The sequence below is a fragment of the Neptunomonas phycophila genome, assembly GCF_001922575.1.
GTDB classification, from domain to species: Bacteria; Pseudomonadota; Gammaproteobacteria; order Pseudomonadales; family Balneatricaceae; genus Neptunomonas; species Neptunomonas phycophila.
The window spans coordinates 1,746,933-1,768,433 of sequence record NZ_MRCI01000001.1 but is presented as its reverse complement, the minus strand read 5'-3'; the positions used below and the strand labels follow the sequence as shown (position 1 = coordinate 1,768,433).

The 21,501-nt window shown below is 44.9% G+C and carries 24 protein-coding genes; 17 read left to right on the top strand and 7 right to left on the bottom strand.

Going from position 1 to position 21,501, the window contains the following annotated elements; all coding sequences use genetic code 11:
• Positions 1–33 precede the first annotated feature (33 nt).
• Entirely contained in the window at positions 34–1,212 is a 1,179-nt protein-coding gene (gene prpF / locus BS617_RS08045; protein ID WP_075173491.1) for a 2-methylaconitate cis-trans isomerase PrpF, read from the top strand.
• A 113-nt stretch (positions 1,213–1,325) separates the two neighbouring features.
• On the opposite strand, the gene BS617_RS08040 is transcribed toward prpF, so the two are convergent.
• The gene (locus BS617_RS08040; RefSeq protein ID WP_075172324.1) at positions 1,326–2,918 is read right to left on the bottom strand and encodes a cation:proton antiporter family protein; all 1,593 of its coding nucleotides are present in this window, start codon (positions 2,916–2,918) and stop codon (positions 1,326–1,328) included.
• A 150-nt stretch (positions 2,919–3,068) separates the two neighbouring features.
• On the opposite strand from BS617_RS08040, the gene ftsY reads away from it, so the two are divergent.
• The 11 genes from ftsY (at position 3,069) to nadA (ending at position 13,464) form a co-directional block, all read left to right on the top strand.
• Positions 3,069–4,400 (top strand): signal recognition particle-docking protein FtsY, encoded by a 1,332-nt coding sequence (gene ftsY / locus BS617_RS08035; protein WP_075172323.1) that lies wholly within the window; start codon positions 3,069–3,071, stop codon positions 4,398–4,400.
• 125 nt (positions 4,401–4,525) lie between these two features.
• Positions 4,526–5,158 carry a Holliday junction branch migration protein RuvA gene (ruvA, locus tag BS617_RS08030; protein ID WP_075172322.1) on the top strand — a complete coding sequence of 211 codons (633 nt, stop codon included), beginning with the start codon at positions 4,526–4,528 and terminating at the stop codon, positions 5,156–5,158.
• Positions 5,159–5,234: 76 nt separating this feature from the next.
• Positions 5,235–6,248, top strand: coding sequence for a Holliday junction branch migration DNA helicase RuvB (ruvB, locus tag BS617_RS08025; RefSeq protein WP_075172321.1), 1,014 nt, complete (start codon positions 5,235–5,237; stop codon positions 6,246–6,248).
• Positions 6,249–6,554: 306 nt separating this feature from the next.
• Complete coding sequence (gene tolQ, locus BS617_RS08020; RefSeq protein WP_075172320.1) at positions 6,555–7,235, top strand: protein TolQ; 681 nt, start codon at positions 6,555–6,557, stop codon at positions 7,233–7,235.
• 24 nt (positions 7,236–7,259) lie between these two features.
• A complete protein-coding gene (gene tolR, locus BS617_RS08015; protein ID WP_075172319.1) occupies positions 7,260–7,676 on the top strand; it encodes a protein TolR in 417 nt (138 codons plus the stop codon).
• 6 nt (positions 7,677–7,682) lie between these two features.
• The gene (tolA, locus tag BS617_RS08010; protein WP_075172318.1) at positions 7,683–8,831 is read left to right on the top strand and encodes a cell envelope integrity protein TolA; all 1,149 of its coding nucleotides are present in this window, start codon (positions 7,683–7,685) and stop codon (positions 8,829–8,831) included.
• A 12-nt stretch (positions 8,832–8,843) separates the two neighbouring features.
• Positions 8,844–10,130: a Tol-Pal system beta propeller repeat protein TolB gene (tolB, locus tag BS617_RS08005; RefSeq protein WP_075172317.1), complete on the top strand. Its 1,287-nt coding sequence runs from the start codon at positions 8,844–8,846 to the stop codon at positions 10,128–10,130.
• 64 nt (positions 10,131–10,194) lie between these two features.
• A complete protein-coding gene (gene pal, locus BS617_RS08000; RefSeq protein WP_075172316.1) occupies positions 10,195–10,731 on the top strand; it encodes a peptidoglycan-associated lipoprotein Pal in 537 nt (178 codons plus the stop codon).
• Positions 10,731–11,561, top strand: coding sequence for a tol-pal system protein YbgF (gene ybgF, locus BS617_RS07995; RefSeq protein ID WP_075172315.1), 831 nt, complete (start codon positions 10,731–10,733; stop codon positions 11,559–11,561). Before pal ends, ybgF begins: the two co-directional genes overlap by 1 nt.
• 45 nt (positions 11,562–11,606) lie before the next feature.
• Entirely contained in the window at positions 11,607–12,293 is a 687-nt protein-coding gene (queC, locus tag BS617_RS07990; RefSeq protein WP_075172314.1) for a 7-cyano-7-deazaguanine synthase QueC, read from the top strand.
• 118 nt (positions 12,294–12,411) lie between these two features.
• The gene (nadA, locus tag BS617_RS07985) at positions 12,412–13,464 is read left to right on the top strand and encodes a quinolinate synthase NadA (RefSeq protein WP_075172313.1); all 1,053 of its coding nucleotides are present in this window, start codon (positions 12,412–12,414) and stop codon (positions 13,462–13,464) included.
• A gap of 56 nt (positions 13,465–13,520) precedes the next feature.
• On the opposite strand, the gene BS617_RS07980 is transcribed toward nadA, so the two are convergent.
• The 3 genes from BS617_RS07980 to BS617_RS07970 form a co-directional block, all read right to left on the bottom strand.
• Entirely contained in the window at positions 13,521–14,390 is an 870-nt protein-coding gene (locus BS617_RS07980) for a pirin family protein (RefSeq protein WP_075172312.1), read from the bottom strand.
• Positions 14,390–15,367 (bottom strand): glutathione S-transferase family protein, encoded by a 978-nt coding sequence (locus BS617_RS07975; RefSeq protein ID WP_075172311.1) that lies wholly within the window; start codon positions 15,365–15,367, stop codon positions 14,390–14,392. The genes BS617_RS07980 and BS617_RS07975 overlap by 1 nt, the downstream gene beginning before the upstream one ends.
• Before the next feature lie 76 nt (positions 15,368–15,443).
• Entirely contained in the window at positions 15,444–16,049 is a 606-nt protein-coding gene (locus BS617_RS07970; RefSeq protein ID WP_075172310.1) for an FMN-dependent NADH-azoreductase, read from the bottom strand.
• Positions 16,050–16,233: 184 nt separating this feature from the next.
• On the opposite strand from BS617_RS07970, the gene BS617_RS07965 reads away from it, so the two are divergent.
• The 4 genes from BS617_RS07965 to BS617_RS07950 all read left to right on the top strand — a co-directional run bounded on the left by BS617_RS07965 (position 16,234) and on the right by BS617_RS07950 (position 18,340).
• On the top strand, positions 16,234–17,136 hold the full coding sequence (locus tag BS617_RS07965; RefSeq protein ID WP_075172309.1) for a LysR family transcriptional regulator: 903 nt from the start codon (positions 16,234–16,236) through the stop codon (positions 17,134–17,136).
• Between the two features lie 101 nt (positions 17,137–17,237).
• Positions 17,238–17,423: a PLD nuclease N-terminal domain-containing protein gene (locus tag BS617_RS07960; protein WP_075172308.1), complete on the top strand. Its 186-nt coding sequence runs from the start codon at positions 17,238–17,240 to the stop codon at positions 17,421–17,423.
• A 47-nt stretch (positions 17,424–17,470) separates the two neighbouring features.
• Positions 17,471–17,827: a MerR family transcriptional regulator gene (locus tag BS617_RS07955; protein ID WP_075172307.1), complete on the top strand. Its 357-nt coding sequence runs from the start codon at positions 17,471–17,473 to the stop codon at positions 17,825–17,827.
• Between the two features lie 93 nt (positions 17,828–17,920).
• Positions 17,921–18,340: a carboxymuconolactone decarboxylase family protein gene (locus BS617_RS07950; RefSeq protein ID WP_075172306.1), complete on the top strand. Its 420-nt coding sequence runs from the start codon at positions 17,921–17,923 to the stop codon at positions 18,338–18,340.
• Positions 18,341–18,401: 61 nt separating this feature from the next.
• On the opposite strand, the gene BS617_RS07945 is transcribed toward BS617_RS07950, so the two are convergent.
• The 3 genes from BS617_RS07945 to BS617_RS07935 all read right to left on the bottom strand — a co-directional run bounded on the left by BS617_RS07945 (position 18,402) and on the right by BS617_RS07935 (position 19,750).
• Positions 18,402–18,824 carry an organic hydroperoxide resistance protein gene (locus BS617_RS07945; protein WP_075172305.1) on the bottom strand — a complete coding sequence of 141 codons (423 nt, stop codon included), beginning with the start codon at positions 18,822–18,824 and terminating at the stop codon, positions 18,402–18,404.
• Positions 18,825–18,956: 132 nt separating this feature from the next.
• Positions 18,957–19,403: a MarR family winged helix-turn-helix transcriptional regulator gene (locus BS617_RS07940; RefSeq protein WP_075172304.1), complete on the bottom strand. Its 447-nt coding sequence runs from the start codon at positions 19,401–19,403 to the stop codon at positions 18,957–18,959.
• Positions 19,404–19,420: 17 nt separating this feature from the next.
• The gene (locus BS617_RS07935) at positions 19,421–19,750 is read right to left on the bottom strand and encodes a DUF3301 domain-containing protein (protein ID WP_075172303.1); all 330 of its coding nucleotides are present in this window, start codon (positions 19,748–19,750) and stop codon (positions 19,421–19,423) included.
• A 205-nt stretch (positions 19,751–19,955) separates the two neighbouring features.
• Between BS617_RS07935 and BS617_RS07930 the strand changes: the two genes are divergently transcribed.
• The gene (locus BS617_RS07930; RefSeq protein WP_075172302.1) at positions 19,956–21,434 is read left to right on the top strand and encodes a protein adenylyltransferase SelO; all 1,479 of its coding nucleotides are present in this window, start codon (positions 19,956–19,958) and stop codon (positions 21,432–21,434) included.
• The last annotated feature ends 67 nt before the right edge of the window (positions 21,435–21,501 follow it).

Here is a 21,501-nt window from a genome sequence, read left to right as displayed (position 1 = left end):
TAGTATTGGCACCTTGTTTTAGGAGTATTCATGATGAGTAGTTTGCCTCAAATAAAAATCCCGGCGACATATATGCGCGGCGGCACTAGCAAAGGGGTGTTTTTTAGCTTAAAGGACCTGCCTGTTTCCGCGCAAACACCCGGCGCGGCGCGTGATAATTTATTACTACGCGTAATGGGTAGCCCAGACCCCTACGGCAAGCAAATTGATGGTATGGGAGCGGCGACGTCAAGTACCAGCAAAACGGTTATTTTATCTAAAAGTGAGCAAGCTGATCACGATGTCGATTACCTGTTTGGCCAAGTATCTATCGATAAGCCGTTTGTTGATTGGAGTGGAAATTGTGGCAATTTAACGGCCGCGGTTGGTGCGTTTGCTATTAGTAATGGTTTAGTGGATCTCAGTCGTGTCCCTGAAAACGGAACGGCCATTGTACGTATTTGGCAGGTTAATATTCAAAAAACGATTATTGCTCATGTTCAAATGACGGATGGTGCCGTCCAAGAAACAGGCGATTTTGAGTTAGATGGCGTTACTTTTCCAGCAGCTGAGGTGCAAGTAGAGTTTATGGATCCGGCCGACGGGGAAGGCGCTATGTTTCCAACAGGTAACCTAGTGGATGACTTGGTGGTTCCGGGTGTGGGGACGTTAAAAGTAACACTCATTAATGCCGGTATACCGACGATTTTTGTTGAGGCTCAGGCCCTCGGTTACAGTGGCACGGAGTTACAAGATGATATTAATAGTGACGTTAAGGCGCTAGCGACCTTTGAATCCATCAGGGCTCATGGCGCGGTTAAGATGGGGCTAATATCCCATATATCCGAGGCGTCTACGCGCCAGCATACACCTAAGGTAGCTTTTGTTGCTCAACCGAGTGATTACGTATCGTCCAGTGGAAAGTCGGTGACGACAAACGATGTGGACTTGTTAGTACGGGCGTTATCAATGGGTAAGTTACACCACGCCATGATGGGGACAGCAGCTGTAGCAATAGGAGCCGCAGCCGCTGTAACGGGCACTTTGGTTAATCAAGCCGCAGGTGGTGGTGAACGAACGGCTGTGCGTTTTGGGCATCCTTCCGGGACACTGCGAGTGGGGGCAGAAGCTACGTTAGAGTCTGGTCAGTGGCAGGTTAAAAAAGCGGTAATGAGCCGCAGTGCCAGAGTGCTCATGGAAGGCTGGATCCGAGTTCCCGGCGATAGTTTTTAATTATGCATTGATTGTAAGTTTGAAGTAGGCCCATAGCTGGTTATGTTACCTATCAGGGATAATTAGCTACTACTTCTTTAGCCCCGCTTGAGCGGGGCTTTTTTTGTTACTAGTTAGTGAGAGAGAGCCGCCCCATTTGGTTGTTCACCAATGAGTAACAAGCTCTCTTCTGCAAAACCGATACCCGCTTCTGTGTAGAAGTTAAATACGTTATCAATACCTGCTTCGAGTAACTCATTGCGTTCGTCAGGGTAGCGAGCGATGGCGGCTATTTTCCCGTTAAAGTTAGCTTTGTGGAGTTGATTGGTGATGTTGCGATTATCATCAATAGATGGCAGTGCAAGTAGCACTAAGCTGATGCCGGACAGGTCAAAGCTCTCCCATAAATCAGCATCTTCACCGTCACCAAAAAAAACATTAAGCCCTTCTTTTTGATAACGTTCTACTCGTTGACGGTCCGCATCAAGGCCAACAACACGCTTATCAATCATGTTCTGCAAAGCTTTAAAAGAGCCGGTACCCACACGCCCCAAACCAATGACCAAAATATCAGCTTCAGGCGGTTGAATGAACTCATCCTCAGGTAGGCGTTTAGCTGATTGGAAAGTCTTGATGGTATCTTTATAGACCAAATAATAATGATGGGCATTGCGATAAAGTAAGCTAGTGACAATAAAAGAAAGGGAGACCGAAAGCGCCAAAATGACTAACCATTCTTTGTTAAGCCATCCCGAATCCACGCATAAAGCCGCTACGATCAGGCCAAATTCGCTGAAGTTGCTCAGGGCTAGAGCACCAAGAAATGAGGTGCGCCCACGTAGCTTAAACCGCGTAAAAACGGCGAAGAACATTAACGCTTTTACGAGCAATAATATGCACAACAAACTGGCTATTCCTAGCATTGACCACGTTGGCAATGCGGTAAAGCCAATGGATAAGAAAAAACCAATTAAGAATAGGTCTTTAAAGCTTAATAAAGATTTAGTGAGCTCAGTAGCTTTGGGGTGATGGCTTAGTAAGACACCAAAAACGAGCGCTCCAAAATCACCTTTTACACCCACCAATTCAAATAGTTGATAACCACCTATCGCTAAGAAAAATCCATACAGTGGCAGCATTTCGCTGTGACCTACACGAAGCAATAAAACATCCAGTGCTGGTCGAATAAACACTAAACCAAAAAGCAACAAAGCCCATGGTGAGGGGATTTTGCCTGTAGCAAACACCAAGAAAACGACCGCAGCAATATCTTGCACGACAAGAACGCCAATGGCGATTTGTCCATGGCGCGTTTTCATTTCACCGCTTTCTTCTAGCAGTTTAACAATGCACACGGTGCTACTAAAACTAAACGCAAATCCTAAAAGAGCCGCTGTTTTGAAGTCTATGTCGATAAAGTACGGCAAGCTAAGGATGCTGAGCCCAATAATCAAGGTGCCCATGACCAGAGTCCAGGCTCCCATATGTAACAGTGAGGTGGCCCAAACTTCTTGTTTCAATAAATCTTTAACATGCAGTTTTAGCCCAATGGTAAACAGCATGAGTGTTATACCCAAATGCGCCAACGTCTCTAAGCTTTCCGTAGGCTCAAAGCCTAAGAAATTTAACAAAAAGCCAGCAATCAAAAAGCCGATTAGGGCAGGAAAGTTGAAGTATTTAACAAGTAAGCCGCAGACAAATGCGAAAAGTATCCAAATAAATTCCATAGACGTGACAAATTTCCATCAATAGGTTTGTACAGCGGCTCTCTATGATAAGATTAGCCCTTTCAAATCATACCAGTAACAACAGAATAGTTAGCCTTTCTTTTTTGGTTCTTTCAATAGGAGATTGGTTTAGGTGTTTGGGGATTATCCATGTTCAAAAAGCTGAAATCTATCTTCTCTTCTAATGAAGATAAACAGGACGTTAACGAATCAGATGTACAGCAGGGAGAAGTAGTATCAGTTGAAACCGCTGACAAGCTTCCTGAAGATAAAGTAGACGAAGCGTCCCAGTCGAGTGAGCAAGTAAACGACACCATCCCAGATACGCTTACAGAAGAATCAACCGAAGTGGTACACGATGCCGCTGCCGCTATAAACGATGAACTTCCCGTTTCCGCTAAAGAGCCTGTGTCTGCCCCGCAAGACATGCAAGCAGAAAGCGTGCAAGAGCCTGACGTGACCGAAGTGCAAACAGAGCCTGAAGCCGATAAGGCCCCAGAGCCTGTAGTGATTGATACGCCAGCTGCCACACCCGCTGTTGTAACAGACGAAGCGCCGCAAAAGAAAGGCATGTTTGCTCGTATTAAAGCCGGGTTAAGCAGGACCAAGGCTAATTTGACTGAGCAATTGGGTACGCTTTTTCTTGGTAAAAAAGAAATAGACGATGAGCTACTCGAAGATATAGAGACTCTGCTGCTAACTTCCGATGTAGGCGTAGAAGCAACAACGGATATTATTGATCGGCTTACTTCGCGTGTACAACGTAATCAGTTAGCGGATGCACAAGCTTTGCATCAAGCTCTTAAAGATGAACTGGCTGGGTTATTAGGCGACGTTGAACAGCCGTTAGTTGCCCAGGCTGAGAATGCTCCTTATGTGATTCTCATGGTGGGTGTTAATGGGGTAGGTAAGACAACGACGATAGGCAAGCTGACAAAGCGTTTCCAAAGCGAAGGGAAAAGTGTGATGTTGGCTGCTGGCGATACCTTCCGAGCCGCGGCTGTTGAACAACTGCAAGTGTGGGGCGAGCGCAATAATGTACCGGTCATTGCCCAGCATACAGGTGCCGACTCGGCTTCCGTGTTGTTTGATGCGGTGCAATCAGCTAAAGCTAAATCTATTGATGTATTAATTGCTGATACGGCAGGACGTTTGCAAAACAAAGACCATCTAATGGAAGAGCTGGAAAAGGTTGTGCGAGTCATGCGCAAAATCGACCCCGCTGCACCACATGAAGTTATGTTGGTTCTGGATGCAGGCACCGGCCAAAACGCCATGAGTCAGGCTAAAATCTTCCAAGAAGCCGTGGGTGTCACTGGTATTACGCTGACTAAGTTAGATGGCACAGCCAAAGGCGGCATTATTTTTGCAATTGCTAAGCAATTGAAGTTACCTATTCGTTTTATTGGGGTAGGGGAGCAAGTAGACGACCTACGTCCTTTTAAAGCTGATGAGTTTGTTGAAGCACTTTTTGACGAGTAATCCTAGGGTTTAAGCAATAGTTTCTGCGAGTGTGATAAGTATCGCGACTCGCAGTTGGTATTTTTAAACGGCTACTGTATATTCATACACTGTTGTTGGCTTTGTGAAATAGGGTAGGTAGAGACGTGATCGGACGCTTAAAAGGTGAATTAGCAGAAAAACAGCCGCCTCATATCATGGTAGATGTGAATGGAGTTGGGTATGACGTCGAGGCGTCGATGAATACGTGCTTCAAATTACCAGATCCCGGTTGTAGCGTTACACTATATACCCACTTTGTAGTGCGAGAAGATGCTCAGTTATTGTATGGCTTTTATGATAAATACGAGCGCACTTTATTTCGGGCGTTGATTAAAGCCAGCGGTGTGGGGCCTAAACTTGCACTATCTATTTTGTCCGGCATGACAGCTCAAGAGCTGGTGGCTTGTATGCAGCGCGAAGATGCCGCCGCGCTTACACGTATCCCTGGAGTGGGTAAAAAAACTGCCGAGCGCCTAATAGTCGAGTTAAAGGATAAGCTAAAAACATTACCGGCCGCTGAGCCTGCCGACTTCCAGCTAACGGGTAATGACTTACCTGAAGCCGCGTCAGCTGCTATTGATGGATACCGCCAAGAAGCAGAAAGTGCTTTGGTATCGCTGGGCTATAAGCCTGCCTTGGCTGCTAAAGCGGTTGCCCAAGCCGAGAAACAATTAGGCGATATTAACAGTAGCGAGTCGTTAATCCGGTTAGCACTTAAATCAATGGTCTCTGGCTAAAACTTCTTCATACTGCAGGCCACTGAGAATAAGTAAGTACAATGGTAGGTTTCCCGATGTTATTGCGAGGTTGTAAATGATCGAAGCGGACCGCTTTATAGCGCCCACACAGACTAGTAAGGTGGAAGAGCAGTTCGATCGTGCAATTCGCCCGCAAAAACTATCGGATTACACCGGTCAGCCCGTTGTTAAAGAGCAAATGGAAATTTTTATCCATGCGGCTCGTAATCGCGGTGAGGCGCTGGATCATACACTGATTTTTGGGCCTCCTGGGCTTGGTAAAACAACGCTGGCTAATATTATCGCGCATGAAATGGAAGGCGATATTAAAACAACATCTGGCCCTATTTTAGAAAAAGCCGGAGATTTAGCCGCCTTACTAACAAACTTAGAAGCCGGTGATATTTTATTTATTGATGAAATACACCGCCTTAGCCCAAATGTAGAAGAAGTTTTGTATCCTGCTATGGAAGACTACCAGCTGGATATAATTATTGGTGAAGGGCCTGCCGCTCGATCCATTAAGCTCGATTTGCCTCCTTTTACTTTGGTTGGGGCAACCACCCGAGCTGGCTCACTCACTTCTCCCTTGCGAGACCGCTTCGGTATCGTACAACGTCTTGAGTTTTATAATATCGAAGACTTAACCAATATCGTGATGCGCTCAGCCCGGTTATCAGGAACGATTATTAGTGAAGAGGGGGCAAAAGAGGTAGCCAAGCGCAGCCGAGGTACTCCACGAATTGCTAATCGCCTATTACGACGGGCACGGGACTATGCCGAAGTTAAAGGCGATGGTGAAATCACCAAGCCTATTGCTGACCTTGCGCTGAATATGCTGAGTGTGGATGAGCAAGGGTTTGATCATATGGACCGTCGTTTGTTGTTAGTCATGATCGAGAAATTTGCGGGTGGTCCAGTGGGAGTTGATAACTTAGCGGCTGCGATCAGTGAGGAACGAGAGACAATAGAGGATGTTTTAGAACCTTATCTGATTCAGCAAGGCTATATTATGCGAACACCGCGAGGACGTGTCGTTACCGATCATGCTTATCTCCATTTTGGCATCGATAAACCCTCCATCGATTAGCCTGCCTCTTGGTTTTATCCTCCTAAACAATTGTTTTTAAAACACACCGCCAGTATTGAAAATATATTAGCGGTTTGGCTCTTGCGTATCTTGTATAAATTTGCGCGCCTGATATTGTGTGCACACTTAAATAGGGTCTTTTCGTCGCTAAAAGCGTCCTAATTACCTCATCTGCTGAACTTTTACCAAGGTCGTCAATCACAGATTTGTGCCTAGGGAATAGGTTTGCAGGATATTCGTGCATCTTTTGTTGTTTACTTATGAATTGGCATAAGTAAGAACGGTTTGGTATTGGAGATTTTTACAGTGGGTGAGCAGCTTTCGATCTGGAGTCTGGTAGTCGAAGCCAGTTTGGTCGTACAAATTGTAATGGTTATCTTGGTGTTGGCCTCTTTTCTTTCTTGGATCGTTATCTTTCAGCGGATTTCTGTTTTTGGAAAAGCAAAAAAAGGGTTGCGCACATTTGAAGAGCGATTTTGGTCTGGCGTAGATTTGGGGCAGCTTTACCGAGAACTTAGCGACACTGATAAAGCGCTAGAGGGCGCAGAACATATTTTTTGCTCGGGTATCAAAGAATACACGCGCATGACACAACAAAAGAATTATGATCCCGACGCTGTGATGGACGCTGTGCAACGTAGCATGCGTGTGGCTTTGTCACGAGAGGAAGAAAAGCTAGATCAGCATCTTCCCTTTTTGGCTACTGTGGGGTCGACAAGTCCTTATATAGGTTTGTTTGGTACGGTATGGGGAATTATGAACTCATTCCGTGGTTTAGCTAATGTACATCAAGCAACCTTGGCCTCTGTTGCGCCAGGCATATCTGAAGCGCTTGTCGCTACCGCTATTGGTTTGTTTGCTGCTATTCCGGCTGTAATTGCTTATAACCGTTTTTCTGCTCGATCAGAAGGGATGATGAGTCATTACGAAACCTTTGCCGAAGAGTTTTACGCTATTTTGCATCGTCGTATTCATTCACCGCTGTAATCGTTTTCTCGATAGGTATTTATCATGATTAGACGCCAGAAGAAAAAACGGAAACTTAACGCGGATATAAACGTCGTTCCCTACATCGATGTGATGATGGTGTTGCTGGTGATCTTTATGATTACGGCTCCTATGCTGACGCAAGGTGTCAGTGTTGATTTGCCTCAAGCCGCTTCTGACCCAGTAAACGATCAGGATCAAGAGCCGGTGGTTGTAACCGTGGATAAAGACGGGGCTTATTATATTAATATTGGCGGTGACGATACGACTCAGGTCTCTCAAGAGGAAGTTTCCGAAAGAGTCGAGAAAATTTTAAATGAAACACCAAACCAATTGTTGCTTGTTCGTGGCGATAAAAACGTAAGCTATGAAAAAGTGGTTGGTTTGATGGCATTGTTGCAACAGGCTGGTGCAGCCAGTGTTGGCTTGGTAACTGAGTAAATATCTGTGCGTATACGTAGTTATATATTACCGATTGTACTTGCGTTACTTGTGCACGTTTGTGTGGTGCTCTTGTTGGTTCCTCATTGGTTTCAACACAAACAAGACCCGCGTCAAACACCGCGGCACATCCAAGCCACGATGATTGATTTAAAATCATTGGCCACAGAAGTCGCAAACCAACAACAAATTGCCGAAGCTAAAGAAGAAGCCGCCCAGAAACAAGCCGAGCAAGCGCGCCAAGCGGCAGAGTTAGAAAAGCAGGAACAAGCAGAGCAGGCAAGACAAGCTCAAGAAGCTGAGAGAAAGCAGCAGGCTGAAGCTCAAGCTCAAAAAAAGAAGCTTGAAGAGCAAAAGCAGCAAGAAGCTCAAAAAAAGTTGGAAGAATTAAAAAAACAAGAAGAGAAGAAGAATCTAGAAAAACAGCGTATTGAAGAGAAGAGGTTAAAAGAGGTTGAGGATGCTCGTATAAAAGAGTTTGATGAATGTATCGCCAAAATTAAAGGTTTAGATATCACCGCAGAACAAAAGGCTACGTTAGAATCTCTGTGTAACTCTAAGCCAAAAGAAGTAGAGTCTGCCATAAAAGCAATCCTGGAAAAAAAGGCAGATGAAGCAGAGAAAAAGAAATTAGCGGAAGAAGCTAAAAAGAAAGCCGCTGAGAAACAAAAGCAAGAGGCCGCGCAAAAAGCCGCTGAAGCTGCTAAGAAAAAAGCGGAGGCTGACAAGCAACGCAAAGCCGAAGAAGCTAAACGTAAAGAGGCCGAGCGTGTTGCTGCTGAAAAAGCAGCGGCAGAAGCGAAACAAAAAGCAGAGTTAGAGAAACGTCGTCAAGCGGCATTAGAAAAGAGCAAGCAAACAGTCGATGAGTTTACTGCTTATGTACGCAGTGAAATATCGGGACGCTGGATTCGTCCCGCTACAGCCCGTAATGGTATGCAAGCAACGGCATTGGTTGTTTTATTCCCTTCGGGAGAAATAGATAGCGTTGAAATTGTAAAAAGTAGTGGCGATCTGGGATTTGATCGTGCGGCCGAAAATGCGGTATACAAGGTAGGACGATTCTCGCGGGCGTCAGAAATTGATCCGGTGTTGTTTGACCGGAACCTACGTCGTATTCAAGTGATTTTTAGGCCAGAAGGCTTACGGTATTAAGGTGATTAAACAATGAAAAAATGGTTCATAAGTGCGTTTTTAATGATGATGGCTGTCACGGCACGTGCAGATCTAGTCGTTGAAGTAACGCAAGGTGTGGATGCGCCAACTCCTATTGCTGTCGTACCGTTTCAGGCAACTGGTTTAGCTTTAAATGAAGACATTGCTCAAATCGTTTCTGATGACTTAGGGCGTAGTGGTTTTTTTAAGCCAATGAACCGTTCTAATATGTTAGGCACGCCGTCAACTGAGGAGCAGGTGTTTTTTAGAGATTGGCGGGTATCTGGCAATGATTACATGGTTATCGGGCGTGTAGCTCCTGCGGCTAACGGTCAAGTGCAAGCCAGTGTTGAATTGTATGATGTACTAAAAGAGCGGAAAGTGTGGTCTGAGGCGGTTACCGGTAATAGCAACAACTTACGCGACGTTGCTCATTATATTTCTGATCAAGTTTTTGAAAAGCTGACAGGCTTAAAGGGCGCTTTTTCTACACGCATTGTTTATGTAACAGCGAAGATGAACACGCCTGGTAATTTTACGTACAAACTACAAATGGCTGATTCTGATGGGGCTCGTCCAAGAACTATTTTGCAATCAAAGGAGCCTATTTTATCGCCAGCATGGTCTCAAGACGGCTCTAAATTAGCGTATGTGTCTTTTGAAAGCAGCCGCCCAGCTATATATGTGCAAGAGTTAGCAACTGGCCAGCGCCAGAAAGTTCAAACGTTTCGTGGTTTGAACGGTTCTCCTGCGTGGTCTCCAGATGGGTCGCGGTTAGCATTGGTTTTATCAAAGGATGGTAACCCTGAAGTCTATATTTTGACATTAGCGACGGGGCAGCTTGACCGGGTAACGCATCATTACGGCATAGATACTGAGCCAACGTGGGCACCTGATGGACAGTCTATTTTATTTACATCGGATAGGGCGGGATTACCGCAAATTTATTCACTAAATCTTCCGACTCGCGAACTGAAGCGCTTAACTTATGAAGGCAAGTATAACAGTCGTGGTCGATTGACTCAGGATGGTCGTTTCCTGACGATGGTTCATCAAGACGGTAGTGGTTTCCACATTGCTGTTCAGGACCTAAAAACAAACCGACTGGATATTTTAACAAGTTCTAGTCTCGACGAGTCTCCGACAATTGCACCTAACGGCAGCATCATTATGTATGCGACTAAAAAAGGTGGAAAAGGGGTTCTCGCCGGTGTTTCTCTTGACGGTCGTGTACGTTTTACCATGCCTAATGGTGATGGGGATGTGCGTGAACCGGCATGGTCACCGTACTTGCAATAAATGTTATCAACCATTAATTTAATTGAAAAAACTATGGCATTTTGCCATTTAATTAGGAGTTATCATGCGCGCATCAAATGCTGTTAAAGCGTTAACCTTAGCTGTTTCCGTAGCATGGATTGCGGGTTGTAGTTCACCTAGCACTCTATCCGAAGACGACTCTTCTATGGGCGGCTCAGCAACAGGTTCTTCATCTAACACTTACGGCACAGGCGACGCTTCTGGTGTTTCTGGCATGGGTACAGATGGCAATCTAGACGTTGCTAACTTAAAAACTGTGTTTTACTTTGACTTCGATGATTCCACTGTCCGTGCAGACAGCGTGGCTGATTTAGAAGCTCATGCTCAGTATCTAGCTTCTCATCCGTCGGCTTCTATTCGTTTAGAAGGTCATGCTGATGAGCGCGGTACACGCGAATACAATATGGCACTAGGTGAGCGTCGTGCGAAAGCAATTGAGCGTTTCTTAGCGGTTAATGGTGTATCTGGAGCGCAAGTTGAAACTATCAGCTACGGTGAAGAAAAGCCGGTAGTATTAGGTTCAGGCGATGGCTCTTGGTCACAAAACCGTCGTGTTGAATTGAAATACGTGTCTCGCTAATGAATGTAAAGAAAGCACTCATTACATCGGCTGCTTTCATGGCTGTAGCTTCGGCTACAGCCAGTTACGCGGAAGATGTACAAGTTATCCAAGTTAACTCGGGTGGCTCCGCGTCAGGGATTAACCGTGCTCCATCTAACAATAGCCAATTGATCATCACCATTCAGCAGTTACAGGATGAAATGCGTCAATTGAGAGGCATGGTAGAGTCTCAACAGTATACAATTGATCAATTACAATCGAAGCAGAAAGAGCGTTACAGAGACTTGGATCGCCGGATAAGCGAGGTAATGCGCCAACAATCGGGCTCATTAACCGATGAATTAGCGTTGGGTGCTTTGCCGCTAGCTCCCGAACCTGAAGCATCAGTACCCGCCACTGAAGCCTCTAATGAAACACCTTCTACCCAGCTCGCGCCTGCCTCCTCTTCTCAAAGCAATACAAGCGAATCATCTTCAAGTGCGGGCAATGATCAAGACGATTACCAAGCTGCATTTGCACTCGTAAGGCAGCGGTCTTTTAGTGAAGCTATAACCCAGTTCGATGATTTCTTAACGAATTATCCGCAAAGCCCGCGCGTACCTAACGCACATTATTGGTTAGGCGAATTATATTTGGCGACTAGTGATTTAGACAGCGCTGAGACGGAATTCCAAACTGTCGTAAAAGCCTATCCAGATAGCCGTAAAGCATCGGATGCCTTGTATAAATTAGGTATACTATTCAAACAGAAGGGTGATACTGCACAGTCGGTCTCATTCATGGAGCGGGTTGTTAAAGAATACCCAGAAAGCTCCGCTGCACGTTTAGCTGAGAGCGCTTTACAATAAGCGCTTCTCGCTTATTTTATTTTTTTAGACGTAGGACACTGTTTTATGAGTAAGCCTTCACCAAAGGCTGTGGTTTTGTTGTCGGGTGGTTTGGATTCGGCAACCGCGTTAGCAATGGCTAAAGATCAGGGCTTTGATTGTTATGTGCTCAGTTTTGACTATGGTCAACGCTCTTTAACTGAGTTGAATGCGGCCCGCAAAGTAGCGCAGCAATTAGCCATAACTGATCATCGCGTGATCCGTTTACACCTTGAGGATTTTGGTGGTTCAGCACTGACTGATCACTCCATTGAGGTGCCGGAAGAAGAAACGTCCGGTATTCCCGTGACTTATGTTCCAGCTCGTAATACTGTTTTTTTATCGTTGGCATTAGGTTGGGCTGAAGTATTAGAAGCAGACGCTATTTTTATTGGCGTTAATGCGGTTGATTACTCGGGTTACCCGGATTGCCGTCCCGAGTTTATTAATGCATTTGAAACCATGGCTAATTTGGCGACTAAAACGGGCGTGACCGGTCATCCAATTAAAATCCACACCCCGTTAATGACCTTGTCAAAGTCAGACATTATCAAGGTTGGCCACGAGTTAGGCATTGATTACGCCGATACAATTTCGTGTTATCAAGCGGATGATGATGGTCGTGCCTGTGGTATTTGTGATAGCTGCCGTCTTCGTGCGATTGGCTTTAAAGAGGCGGGGGTTGATGATCCTACCCGCTATATGCCTGCGTAGTCTGATTCTCTACTATCTTGTGATTAATGCACTTGTTATTTGCGTGGCAGCAATTTAAAGCTGCCATGGTATAATATCGCCACAATGATACTCACAAAAAAGAATGGCAAGACCGACTATGTTGAGCAAACAGGACATTTCTGACCGTATCCTGATTCAAGAGCATTTCGCCCAAGAGCATCTCCCGGACGAAATGAGTCAGGAACAAAAAGACCAATATAAAGCACGTATTAAGCAGTTACTAAAAGAGAAAGATGCTTGTCTCGTCGCTCATTATTATACCGATGCTATCGTGCAGGAAATCACCGAAGAAACCGGTGGTTGTATATCTGACTCGCTAGAAATGGCACGTTATGGTACGACACGCCCCGAGAAAACGCTGGTTGTAGCGGGTGTTAAGTTTATGGGTGAAACTTCTAAAATATTGAACCCAGAAAAGCGCATTTTAATGCCGACACTTGAGGCAACTTGTTCGCTGGATATTGGTTGTCCAATTGATGAGTTTTCGGCCTTTTGCGATGCCCATCCAGATCACGAAGTCGTAGTGTATGCTAATACCTCGGCTGCGGTTAAAGCCCGTGCTGATTGGGTCGTAACCTCCAGTATTGCGCTAAAAGTAGCTGAGCATTTAGCCGATCAGGGTAAAAAGATTATCTGGGCACCCGATAAACATCTTGGTGATTATGTCCAGCGTGAAACGGGCATAGAGATGTTGATGTGGGACGGTGCTTGTATTGTTCATGAAGAGTTTAAAGCTAAAGGGATCTTAGATCTTAAAAAAGTTTACCCTGATGCGGCTGTTCTTGTTCATCCTGAATCGCCTCAGTCGGTTGTCGAGATTGCTGATGCAGTAGGTTCGACGACACAGTTGATCAAAGCGGCAGCAGAAATGCCCAATGAAACGTTTATTGTGGCGACTGATCGCGGTATTTTTTACAAAATGCAACAAGCTGCGCCGGGTAAAAGTTTTATAGAAGCACCCACCGGTGGTAGTGGCGCAACGTGTCGAAGCTGCGCTCACTGTCCTTGGATGGCGATGAACGGTTTAGAAAATATTATCTCGGCATTAGAGACGGGTGAAGGGGAAGTGCTTGTAGATGAAGCATTAATTGAAGATGCTCGTCGTCCATTGCAAAGAATGCTGGATTTTTCTGCCAGCCTGCCGAAATAACTACTGCTTTAGTTAGTTTTAACTTGCCGGACTCTTGTCCGGCTTTTTTTTGCCTTTCAGTCGGTCAAAGTACCATTTTGGTAATCCTGAATGGCTTGCTCAACCTCTTCCATCGTGTTCATAACAAACGGCCCGTACTGTGCTATGGGTTCATTAATGGGCTTTCCAGATAGAACTAAAAAACGCGATGTTTTGTCACCGGATACTACGGTAACAGTATTTCCTTGAGTTAATACAGCGGCATTATGCGGCTCAACCGGAGTGTCATTAATACAAGATTCGCCCTCAAATTGATAAATAAATGCTTGGTGATCAGTGGCTATTGGTAAATTGATATGAGTATTCGAGGGTAAAGTCACATCAATAAAAACAGGTTCGGTTGTAATGCCTGATATAGGGCCTTGAAGAGATTGCCCTTCAACGTTAATCGACCCAGCAATGGCTTTAACAGTAATGCCGTTGGGCAAACTAATAGAGGGTACTTGTTCTGCAGGGATGTCTTGATAGAAGGCTGGCTTCATTTTTTCGTCAGCAGGCAAGTTAACCCATAACTGAAAACCACGCATGACACCATTGGTAAGCTTAGGGCGTTCCTCATGAATTACGCCACGTCCGGCGGTCATCCACTGTACACCACCCGATTTTAGATTACCCTCGTTTCCCATATGGTCTCGATGAATCAAATGACCTTCTAGCATATAGGTCACTGTTTCAAAGCCTCGGTGAGGATGTGCCGGAAAACCTGCTATGTAGTCATTGGGATTAGCTGAGGAAAAGGCATCTAGCATCAAAAAAGGATCGACACGAGTATTGCCGCCGCGCCCTAGGCTTCGTTTTAGTTTCACACCGGCACCGTCTTGAGCGTCTATGGCAGGTATCAGTCTGGCGATGGTGCAGGGAAGGGATTGTATGGTTGCCGAGTTCATTATGCGTCTCTCCCGTGAGGTGTATCAAGATTATATTGCGGCCCCGATGGGATGATTCCAGTTGGGTTGATGGTTTTGTGGCTGGCGTAATAATGCGTTTTTATGTGATTAAAGTTGACGGTATTGGCTATGTTTTGTGTCTGATAAATATCTTTCATATATCCGAATAAATGAGTGTAATCGGCTATACGCCTAATATTGCACTTAAAGTGCCCGTGATAGACTTCATCGAAACGTATCAAGGTGGTGAACAGCCGGATGTCAGCTTCGGTCATGTCGGATCCTGTAAGAAACCGCTGATAACTGAGGACTTTATCGGCTTTATCAAGCGCTGCAAACAGAGGCATAACGGCCTCGTTATACGCATCTTGAGTGGTGGCAAAGCCAGCTTTGTAAACCCCATTATTGATGTGGTCGTAGATCCAGTTGTTGAGTTGGTCTATCTCTTCGCGTTTGTTTTTAGGGTAGTAATCGCCTTCAGTGGCCCCGTACTCATTAAACGCATCATTAAACATGCGAATAATATCAGCGGATTCATTGCTGACTATGGTGTGGGTCTTTTTGTCCCATAAAACAGGGACAGTCACACGCCCGCTGTAATCACTTTTAGCTCTCGTATATACTTGATGTAAGAAGTCGTGTTGATACAATGAATCTCCTGTTGCACCAGTGAAATTAGATGCAAGCGTCCAGCCGTTATCTAGCATCAGAGGGTGTACGACATCTACGGTAATGAGCTTTTCGAGTCCTTTTAAGTGACGGGCAATGAGTGTGCGGTGCGCCCACGGACACGCTAGAGACACATAGAGATGATAACGGCCTGCCTCGGCTTTAAAGCCCTGTTGACCGTCAGGGCCTGCTTCGCCGTTGGGAGTCAGCCAATGGCGAAAGCGAGAGTCATCACGGACAAACTTCCCATTAGTTGAATCAGTGTCGTACCACTGGTCTTTCCACTGACCGTTAACTAATAATCCCATGATTTCACCTCGCTAATTACTACTTATACCTTTGAAGCTGAACGCTATATACCCGGCCGATTAAGGCGAGCCAAGTTTACAATTGTGAAGCGGCTGCAATGACAGCGTTCGTGGCTGCATCACGCGCTTTATCTGCTATTTCTTCGCCCATGTTTAAGCCTTCGGCATAAATAGTTTCAACGCTCGTTAGCCCTAAAAAGCTTAAATATTCTTTAACATAAGGTACTTCGAAATCGCCGTTATCCTTATGAACACCACCGCGGGTTGTCAGGAGATAAACAGGCTTATCTTCAATAAGACCAATGGGGCCTTTTTCTGTGTACTTAAAGGTGATGCCTGCACGCGCAATTTGATCAAAATAAGCTTTAAGCTGAGATGGAATACCGTAGTTATACATAGGCAGGCCTATGACGATGTAATCGGCTTTTTTTACTTCGGCGATTAGGTTGTCAGAGCGTTCAACGATCGCTTGCTGTTCGTTACTACGGTCAGCTTCGGGTGTAAAAAAAGCACCAGCAATTGCTGCGTCGATGTGTGGTAGATTATCGGCAACAACATCGCGAGTGATTACATTTATATCCGGTTGCTTGGTTTGTAATGTATCGATAAAGCGAGAAGCAAGTTGGCTTGATTGGCCATTTTCCTGAAAGATACTGCTTTGAATATATAACAATGTAGCCATGTAAATCTCCTGTTGGGTGGTGAAGAATTCGATTTGGGTTTAGTATATATTGATAAATAAGGTTGTTAACTAGGATAAATAGTGCTTTTTGATCTAAAATTTAGATCTAGATTTGTACTTTGTTTCTTATGGTTACCTTAATGTCGCAATTAGGTGTCTAAATTTTTTATATGTAAGGAGCGGTATGCAGGTCTCTTTAGAGCAGTGGTCAGCATTAATAGCGGTAGTTGAGCAAGGTGGTTATGCCGCTGCGGCAGAGCATCTTAATAAAAGCCAATCGACGGTAAGTTATGCGATTCAAAAATTAGAAACACAATTAGGGGTTCGCGTTTTTACATTAGCCGGCCGCAAAGCAAGCCTCACACCCGCAGGGGAAACCTTGTACCGTCGCGCTACGGTATTAGTAAAAGATGCTGAACAAATAGAATCAGTGGCAGGTCAGTTTGCAGCAGGTTGGGAGCCTGAAGTTCATATCGCTATGGATGCCTTGTTTCCTCAGTGGCTAATGCTCGATATTTTAAAAGAGTTCAGCGATGAGCATCCTAATGTGCGTATTGAGCTGAAAGAAACAGTGCTCAGTGGCAGTGAAGAGGCATTGTTGACGCGTTCGGCTGATATTGTCATTGGCGGTAGAGCGCCACCAGGGTTTATGGGTGATCCGCTCATGATCGTTGGGTTTACGGCTGTTGCGGCGCCTACACATCCTTTACATCATTTAGGACGAGAAATTAGTGTGCAAGATTTGCGATTGCATCGCCAACTCGTTGTGATGGATTCTGGTAAGGCGGATCTAGACCGAGGCTGGTTAGGCGCGCAAAAACGTATGAGTGTGAGCCACGTGGGTTTGTCGATTAGTTCGGCAGTCGCCGGCTTGGGCTATGCATGGTTGCCAGAATTGAAAATTAAAGATCAGTTAGATCAAGGTACGTTGAAACCCTTGCCATTGGAGGTGGGAGGTGAGCGAACTGAACAATTGTATTTAATGTACAGCGGTGCAGATTATGCAGGACCTCTTACACGTAATTTAGGTGAATTGATCAAGTCTCGTGCAAAACAGTGCTGTAAGGCGGGTCCTAAACCGGTTTAGTTTTCTACGGGAACGGTATCAGCAATTTCGTTGTCTTAGCGCACACAGGGTAGCGGTACGACCAATCTCGAATAAACAAAGTCCTAAAGGGAATTAATTAGATGAGTATACAAATTAGCGGGTTGTTGGGTTTTATTATTTTTGTCCTTGATATTTGGGCCATCATTCGGGTGATACAAAGCCCAGCTAGTACGGGAACTAAAGTATTGTGGACGGTATTAATTCTGCTGATGCCCGTGTTGGGCTTGGTGCTTTGGTTTTTCTTAGGGCCTAGAGATAGATCCTAGTCTCGCTGAGTCTGTCTCGCAAATAATGAGTCACCAAGGGGCTTGGAATGAATATTGGGCAGTTTGCTGAGGTGACGGGGCTTTCTGCCCATACACTTCGCTACTACGAGAAAATTGATTTGCTGACTCCTGTTAGTCGAGATAGCAGCGGTCACCGCCAATTTTCACAAAAAGATATAGAGTGGGTTGCTTTTATCAAGCGGCTAAAACAAACCGGTATGCCGCTTAAAGGAATTAAAGAATACGCTGTGTTGCGTAGCGAAGGGGATGCAACATTGGCTTTACGTCAACGATTATTAGCATCGCATGCCGAATTCTTAGCCCAAAAAATTAAAGAAGATCAACAAAACCTCTTGGCATTGGAGCAGAAGCTAGCATGGTACGCTGAACGTCTGGATCATTAAATGATGGGGTGTTCGATAATTGACGCTTGACTTAGAGTTAACTCAAAGTTGTAGCCTAGTTGTTAGATATTTATCAAACGGCTAGGAGGCAAAATGTCAAATACATCGAATAGATCAGAGATTGCTAAGGATGGGGTATCGCTGCGTTACGAACAAGGGCTGGCAAAACTAACCGAGATAGATGGTCAAGCAGGGCACAAGGTTATTGATAGTTTAGCGGGTATTTGCCCTGATCTTGCGCGCTATGTAATAGAGTATCCCTTCGGTGATATCTATCAAAGAGAAGGCTTGGATTTAAAAACTCGCGAGTTAATCACCGTTGCAGCGCTAACCGCGCTGGGTAATTGCCAACCTCAATTGAACGTTCATATTCATGGTGCGTTAAATGTAGGCTGTACCCGAGAAGAAATTGTCGAGGCTATTTTACAAATGTCTGTCTATGCCGGTTTTCCTGCTGCCTTAAATGGTATGTTTGTAGCTAAGGAGGTATTTGCGGAAGTAACAACTAATTAGTTGTTTATTAAATAAAAAAGCCTAGGAATTATATAACCTAGGCTTTTGCTAAACCTTATGGCTAAACAAGGTTAAGCGTGACATCCACATTCCCGCGGGTGGCGTTAGAATAAGGGCATACTTGATGAGCTTTTTCTACCAAAGATTCAGCGGCGGCTTTATCCATATTTGGCAGGCTGATATTAAGCGTAACACTCACGGCAAAGCCAACGCCTTTAGGGTTTTCGCCAATACCCACTAGGGCGTTGACGGATAAATCTTTGGGTAACTTAGTTTTGTCTTCAGCGGCAACAAATTTCATCGCACCTATAAAGCAGGCTGAATATCCCGCTGCAAATAATTGTTCGGGGTTAGTACCTGCGCCGTCATCTCCACCCAGTGCTTTAGGAGTGGATAGCGTGATATCTAATTTGTTGTCGGAAGATGTAGACTGGCCTTCGCGGCCGCCGGTTGTAGTAACTTCTGCCGTGTAGATCGCTTGCATAATATTGCTCCTTAGTTATCGCGATAACTATTGTTGTGTCGTAGTGAATAACATCGAGGCTTTGAATCTTACCTGATAAATTAGTTATTGCAATAACTAAAATAAAAAGCAGTGCTTGTAAGGTGCTCTCGGTTAATTGGCTGGGTTGATGCTGTTGAGTTGGGAACGGAGTTGATCTAGGCGTGTTTTTAGCTCATTTAGATCGTCTAAGCTCAAGTTACATGACGATACAAGGCAAGCATTAACGGCTAATGCTTCTGTCTTTAATGACCTACCATGGTCAGTTAAATAAATTTCAAGCTGCCGTTCGTCCTCGGCATTCTTCTGACGAAGGACTAAGCCATCTTTTTCCATGCGTTTAATGACAGGCGTTAATGCTCCGGGTTTTTGTGACAAGCGCTCACAAATGTCTTTTAGACCAAGCCCTTCTTTTTCCCACAGAATTAGCATGATCAAATACTGAGGATAGGTTAGCCCTAACGGCTCTAATAAGGGCTTGTAGATTTGTGTGACTGCCAGAGACGTTGAGTAAAGGGAGAAACATAATTGGTTATCGAGTAATAGAGGGTTCATCGTCATGAGCGGCCAGTTAAAAGTTAATGAATATCCAACACACGGTGTGGTTGGTGGAACTGGCGGGTAATGCGCTTTCCTAGCATGTCTATTTCGCCGATGTAGCGTTCATCTCCTGTGGAGGCAAATTCAAAGCTATAACAACGGAGTAGCTTTACCATACCATCAGTATCACGTTGTAAACGTAATTTTTTTAACCCTACGCTCTCGTCCAAAAGCTGAAGCCCCATTTGCTTACAGCTAGCACGTGCTGTACGCAGGGCTAGGTCTCGATGTTTAAGCGAGGACCACCAAAAAGCCACGGCAGCGATAACCAAGGTTAATAAAAATATATCGAATAGTTCGAGGTACATAAGTTACCTAACAAGATTGCGTATACGCATTGTAAAGCCAGAGTTTATTGTAAATCGTACATAAGATCATGGGGTTATCATAAGCATTTAACAAGCCTAACTACATTAGAGCGCGCCTTTGATGGGCTAGGCTATCATTTTACTGAATATAGTTGAGCGTTTTGGTAGGATAATATCTCAGCGTTAAAGCCTCTAGGACCCACGTATGTCACCTGTGTATAAGCCACTAAGTAAACTAACCTTCGACAATAGTTATGTTCAACTCCCCGAACATTTTTATCACCGAGTTAACCCAGTCGGGTTGAAAAATGCACATTTGATAAGCTTTAACCCAGCGGTTGCTGAATTACTTGACTTAAATCCGTGTGAAATAAACCCGTCTCAACTCGCCCAGTATTTTGGTGGCGGAGAGTTACTTGAAGGCAGTGAGCCACTTGCCATGAAATACGCTGGCCATCAGTTTGGTTATTATAATCCCGATTTAGGTGATGGGCGCGGTTTGTTGCTAGGTGAAGTGATTAATAGCCAAAATGAGCGCTGGGATTTGCATTTAAAGGGAGCGGGTAAAACTGCATTTTCTCGCATGGGGGATGGTAAGGCTGTATTGAGATCGAGCATTCGCGAATACTTAGTCAGTGCAGCCATGACTGGCTTAGGTATTCCTACCACTCAAGCGTTATCGTTGGTTGGCAGCGAAACCTATACGATGCGAGAAGGCATGGAACCTTGCGCACAAGTACTACGAGTTAGCCAGTGTCACATTCGCTTTGGACACTTTGAGCATTTTTATCATCGTCGAATGGAAGATGACCTTAAAATACTGGCTGATTTTTGCCTCGATCGTTTTTACCCTGTGTGCAAGCAGGCATCAAATCCTTACCTTGCGATGTTCCGTGAGATCCGAGACCGTTCCTTATCTATGGTCGCAAAATGGCAAGCCTACGGTTTTGTGCATGGCGTAATGAATACGGACAACATGTCTATTCTGGGAGAAACGTTTGATTATGGCCCCTATACCTTTATGGACACCTATGATCCTAATTTTGTGAGTAGCCATACTGACGAACAAGGGCGTTATGCTTTTAAAAACCAACCTAATATTATGGGGTGGAACCTTTCTTGCCTGGCTCAGTCATTGGTCGGTTTGGTACCTAAAGAAGGGTTAATAGAAGCGTTGGATGAGTGCGGAACGTTATATGATCGTTTTTATTATGGATTAATGCGTCATCGTTTAGGGTTACTGAGTGAAGAAACCGCTGATAAATCATTGATAGATCAACTTAATAGTTTATGTGCAGCTCATCATGTGGATCAAAATCGTTTTTTACGTGATTTATCCCGTTTAAACCCCGAAGATGACGCCACTATTCAAGCTTGTTTATTACACGCGGCTGATCCAAGTGCGCTAACGGGCTGGTTATCCGCATACAGTAACCGGATAGATAACGAAGCGACGAGCGCTCTCTTAAGGCAGCGGCAAATGCAATCGGTAAACCCGGTTTACTTGTTACGTAATTACATGGCTGAAGAAGCCATACGAGAAGCTCATCAAGGCGACTATCGATTAGTGAATACGCTATTGGCTGTCTTGAGAAACCCATTTGTAGAGAAAGATGAATATGAGCGCTATGCCGCCAAGCCGCCGGAGTGGGCAGGTGGTATTTGTTTGAGCTGCAGCTCTTAGTTTTCGCTATACGTGGCTGGCGCGATTGTCATGCGGTTGTAACTGATTAGACACGGTTTATTAATGG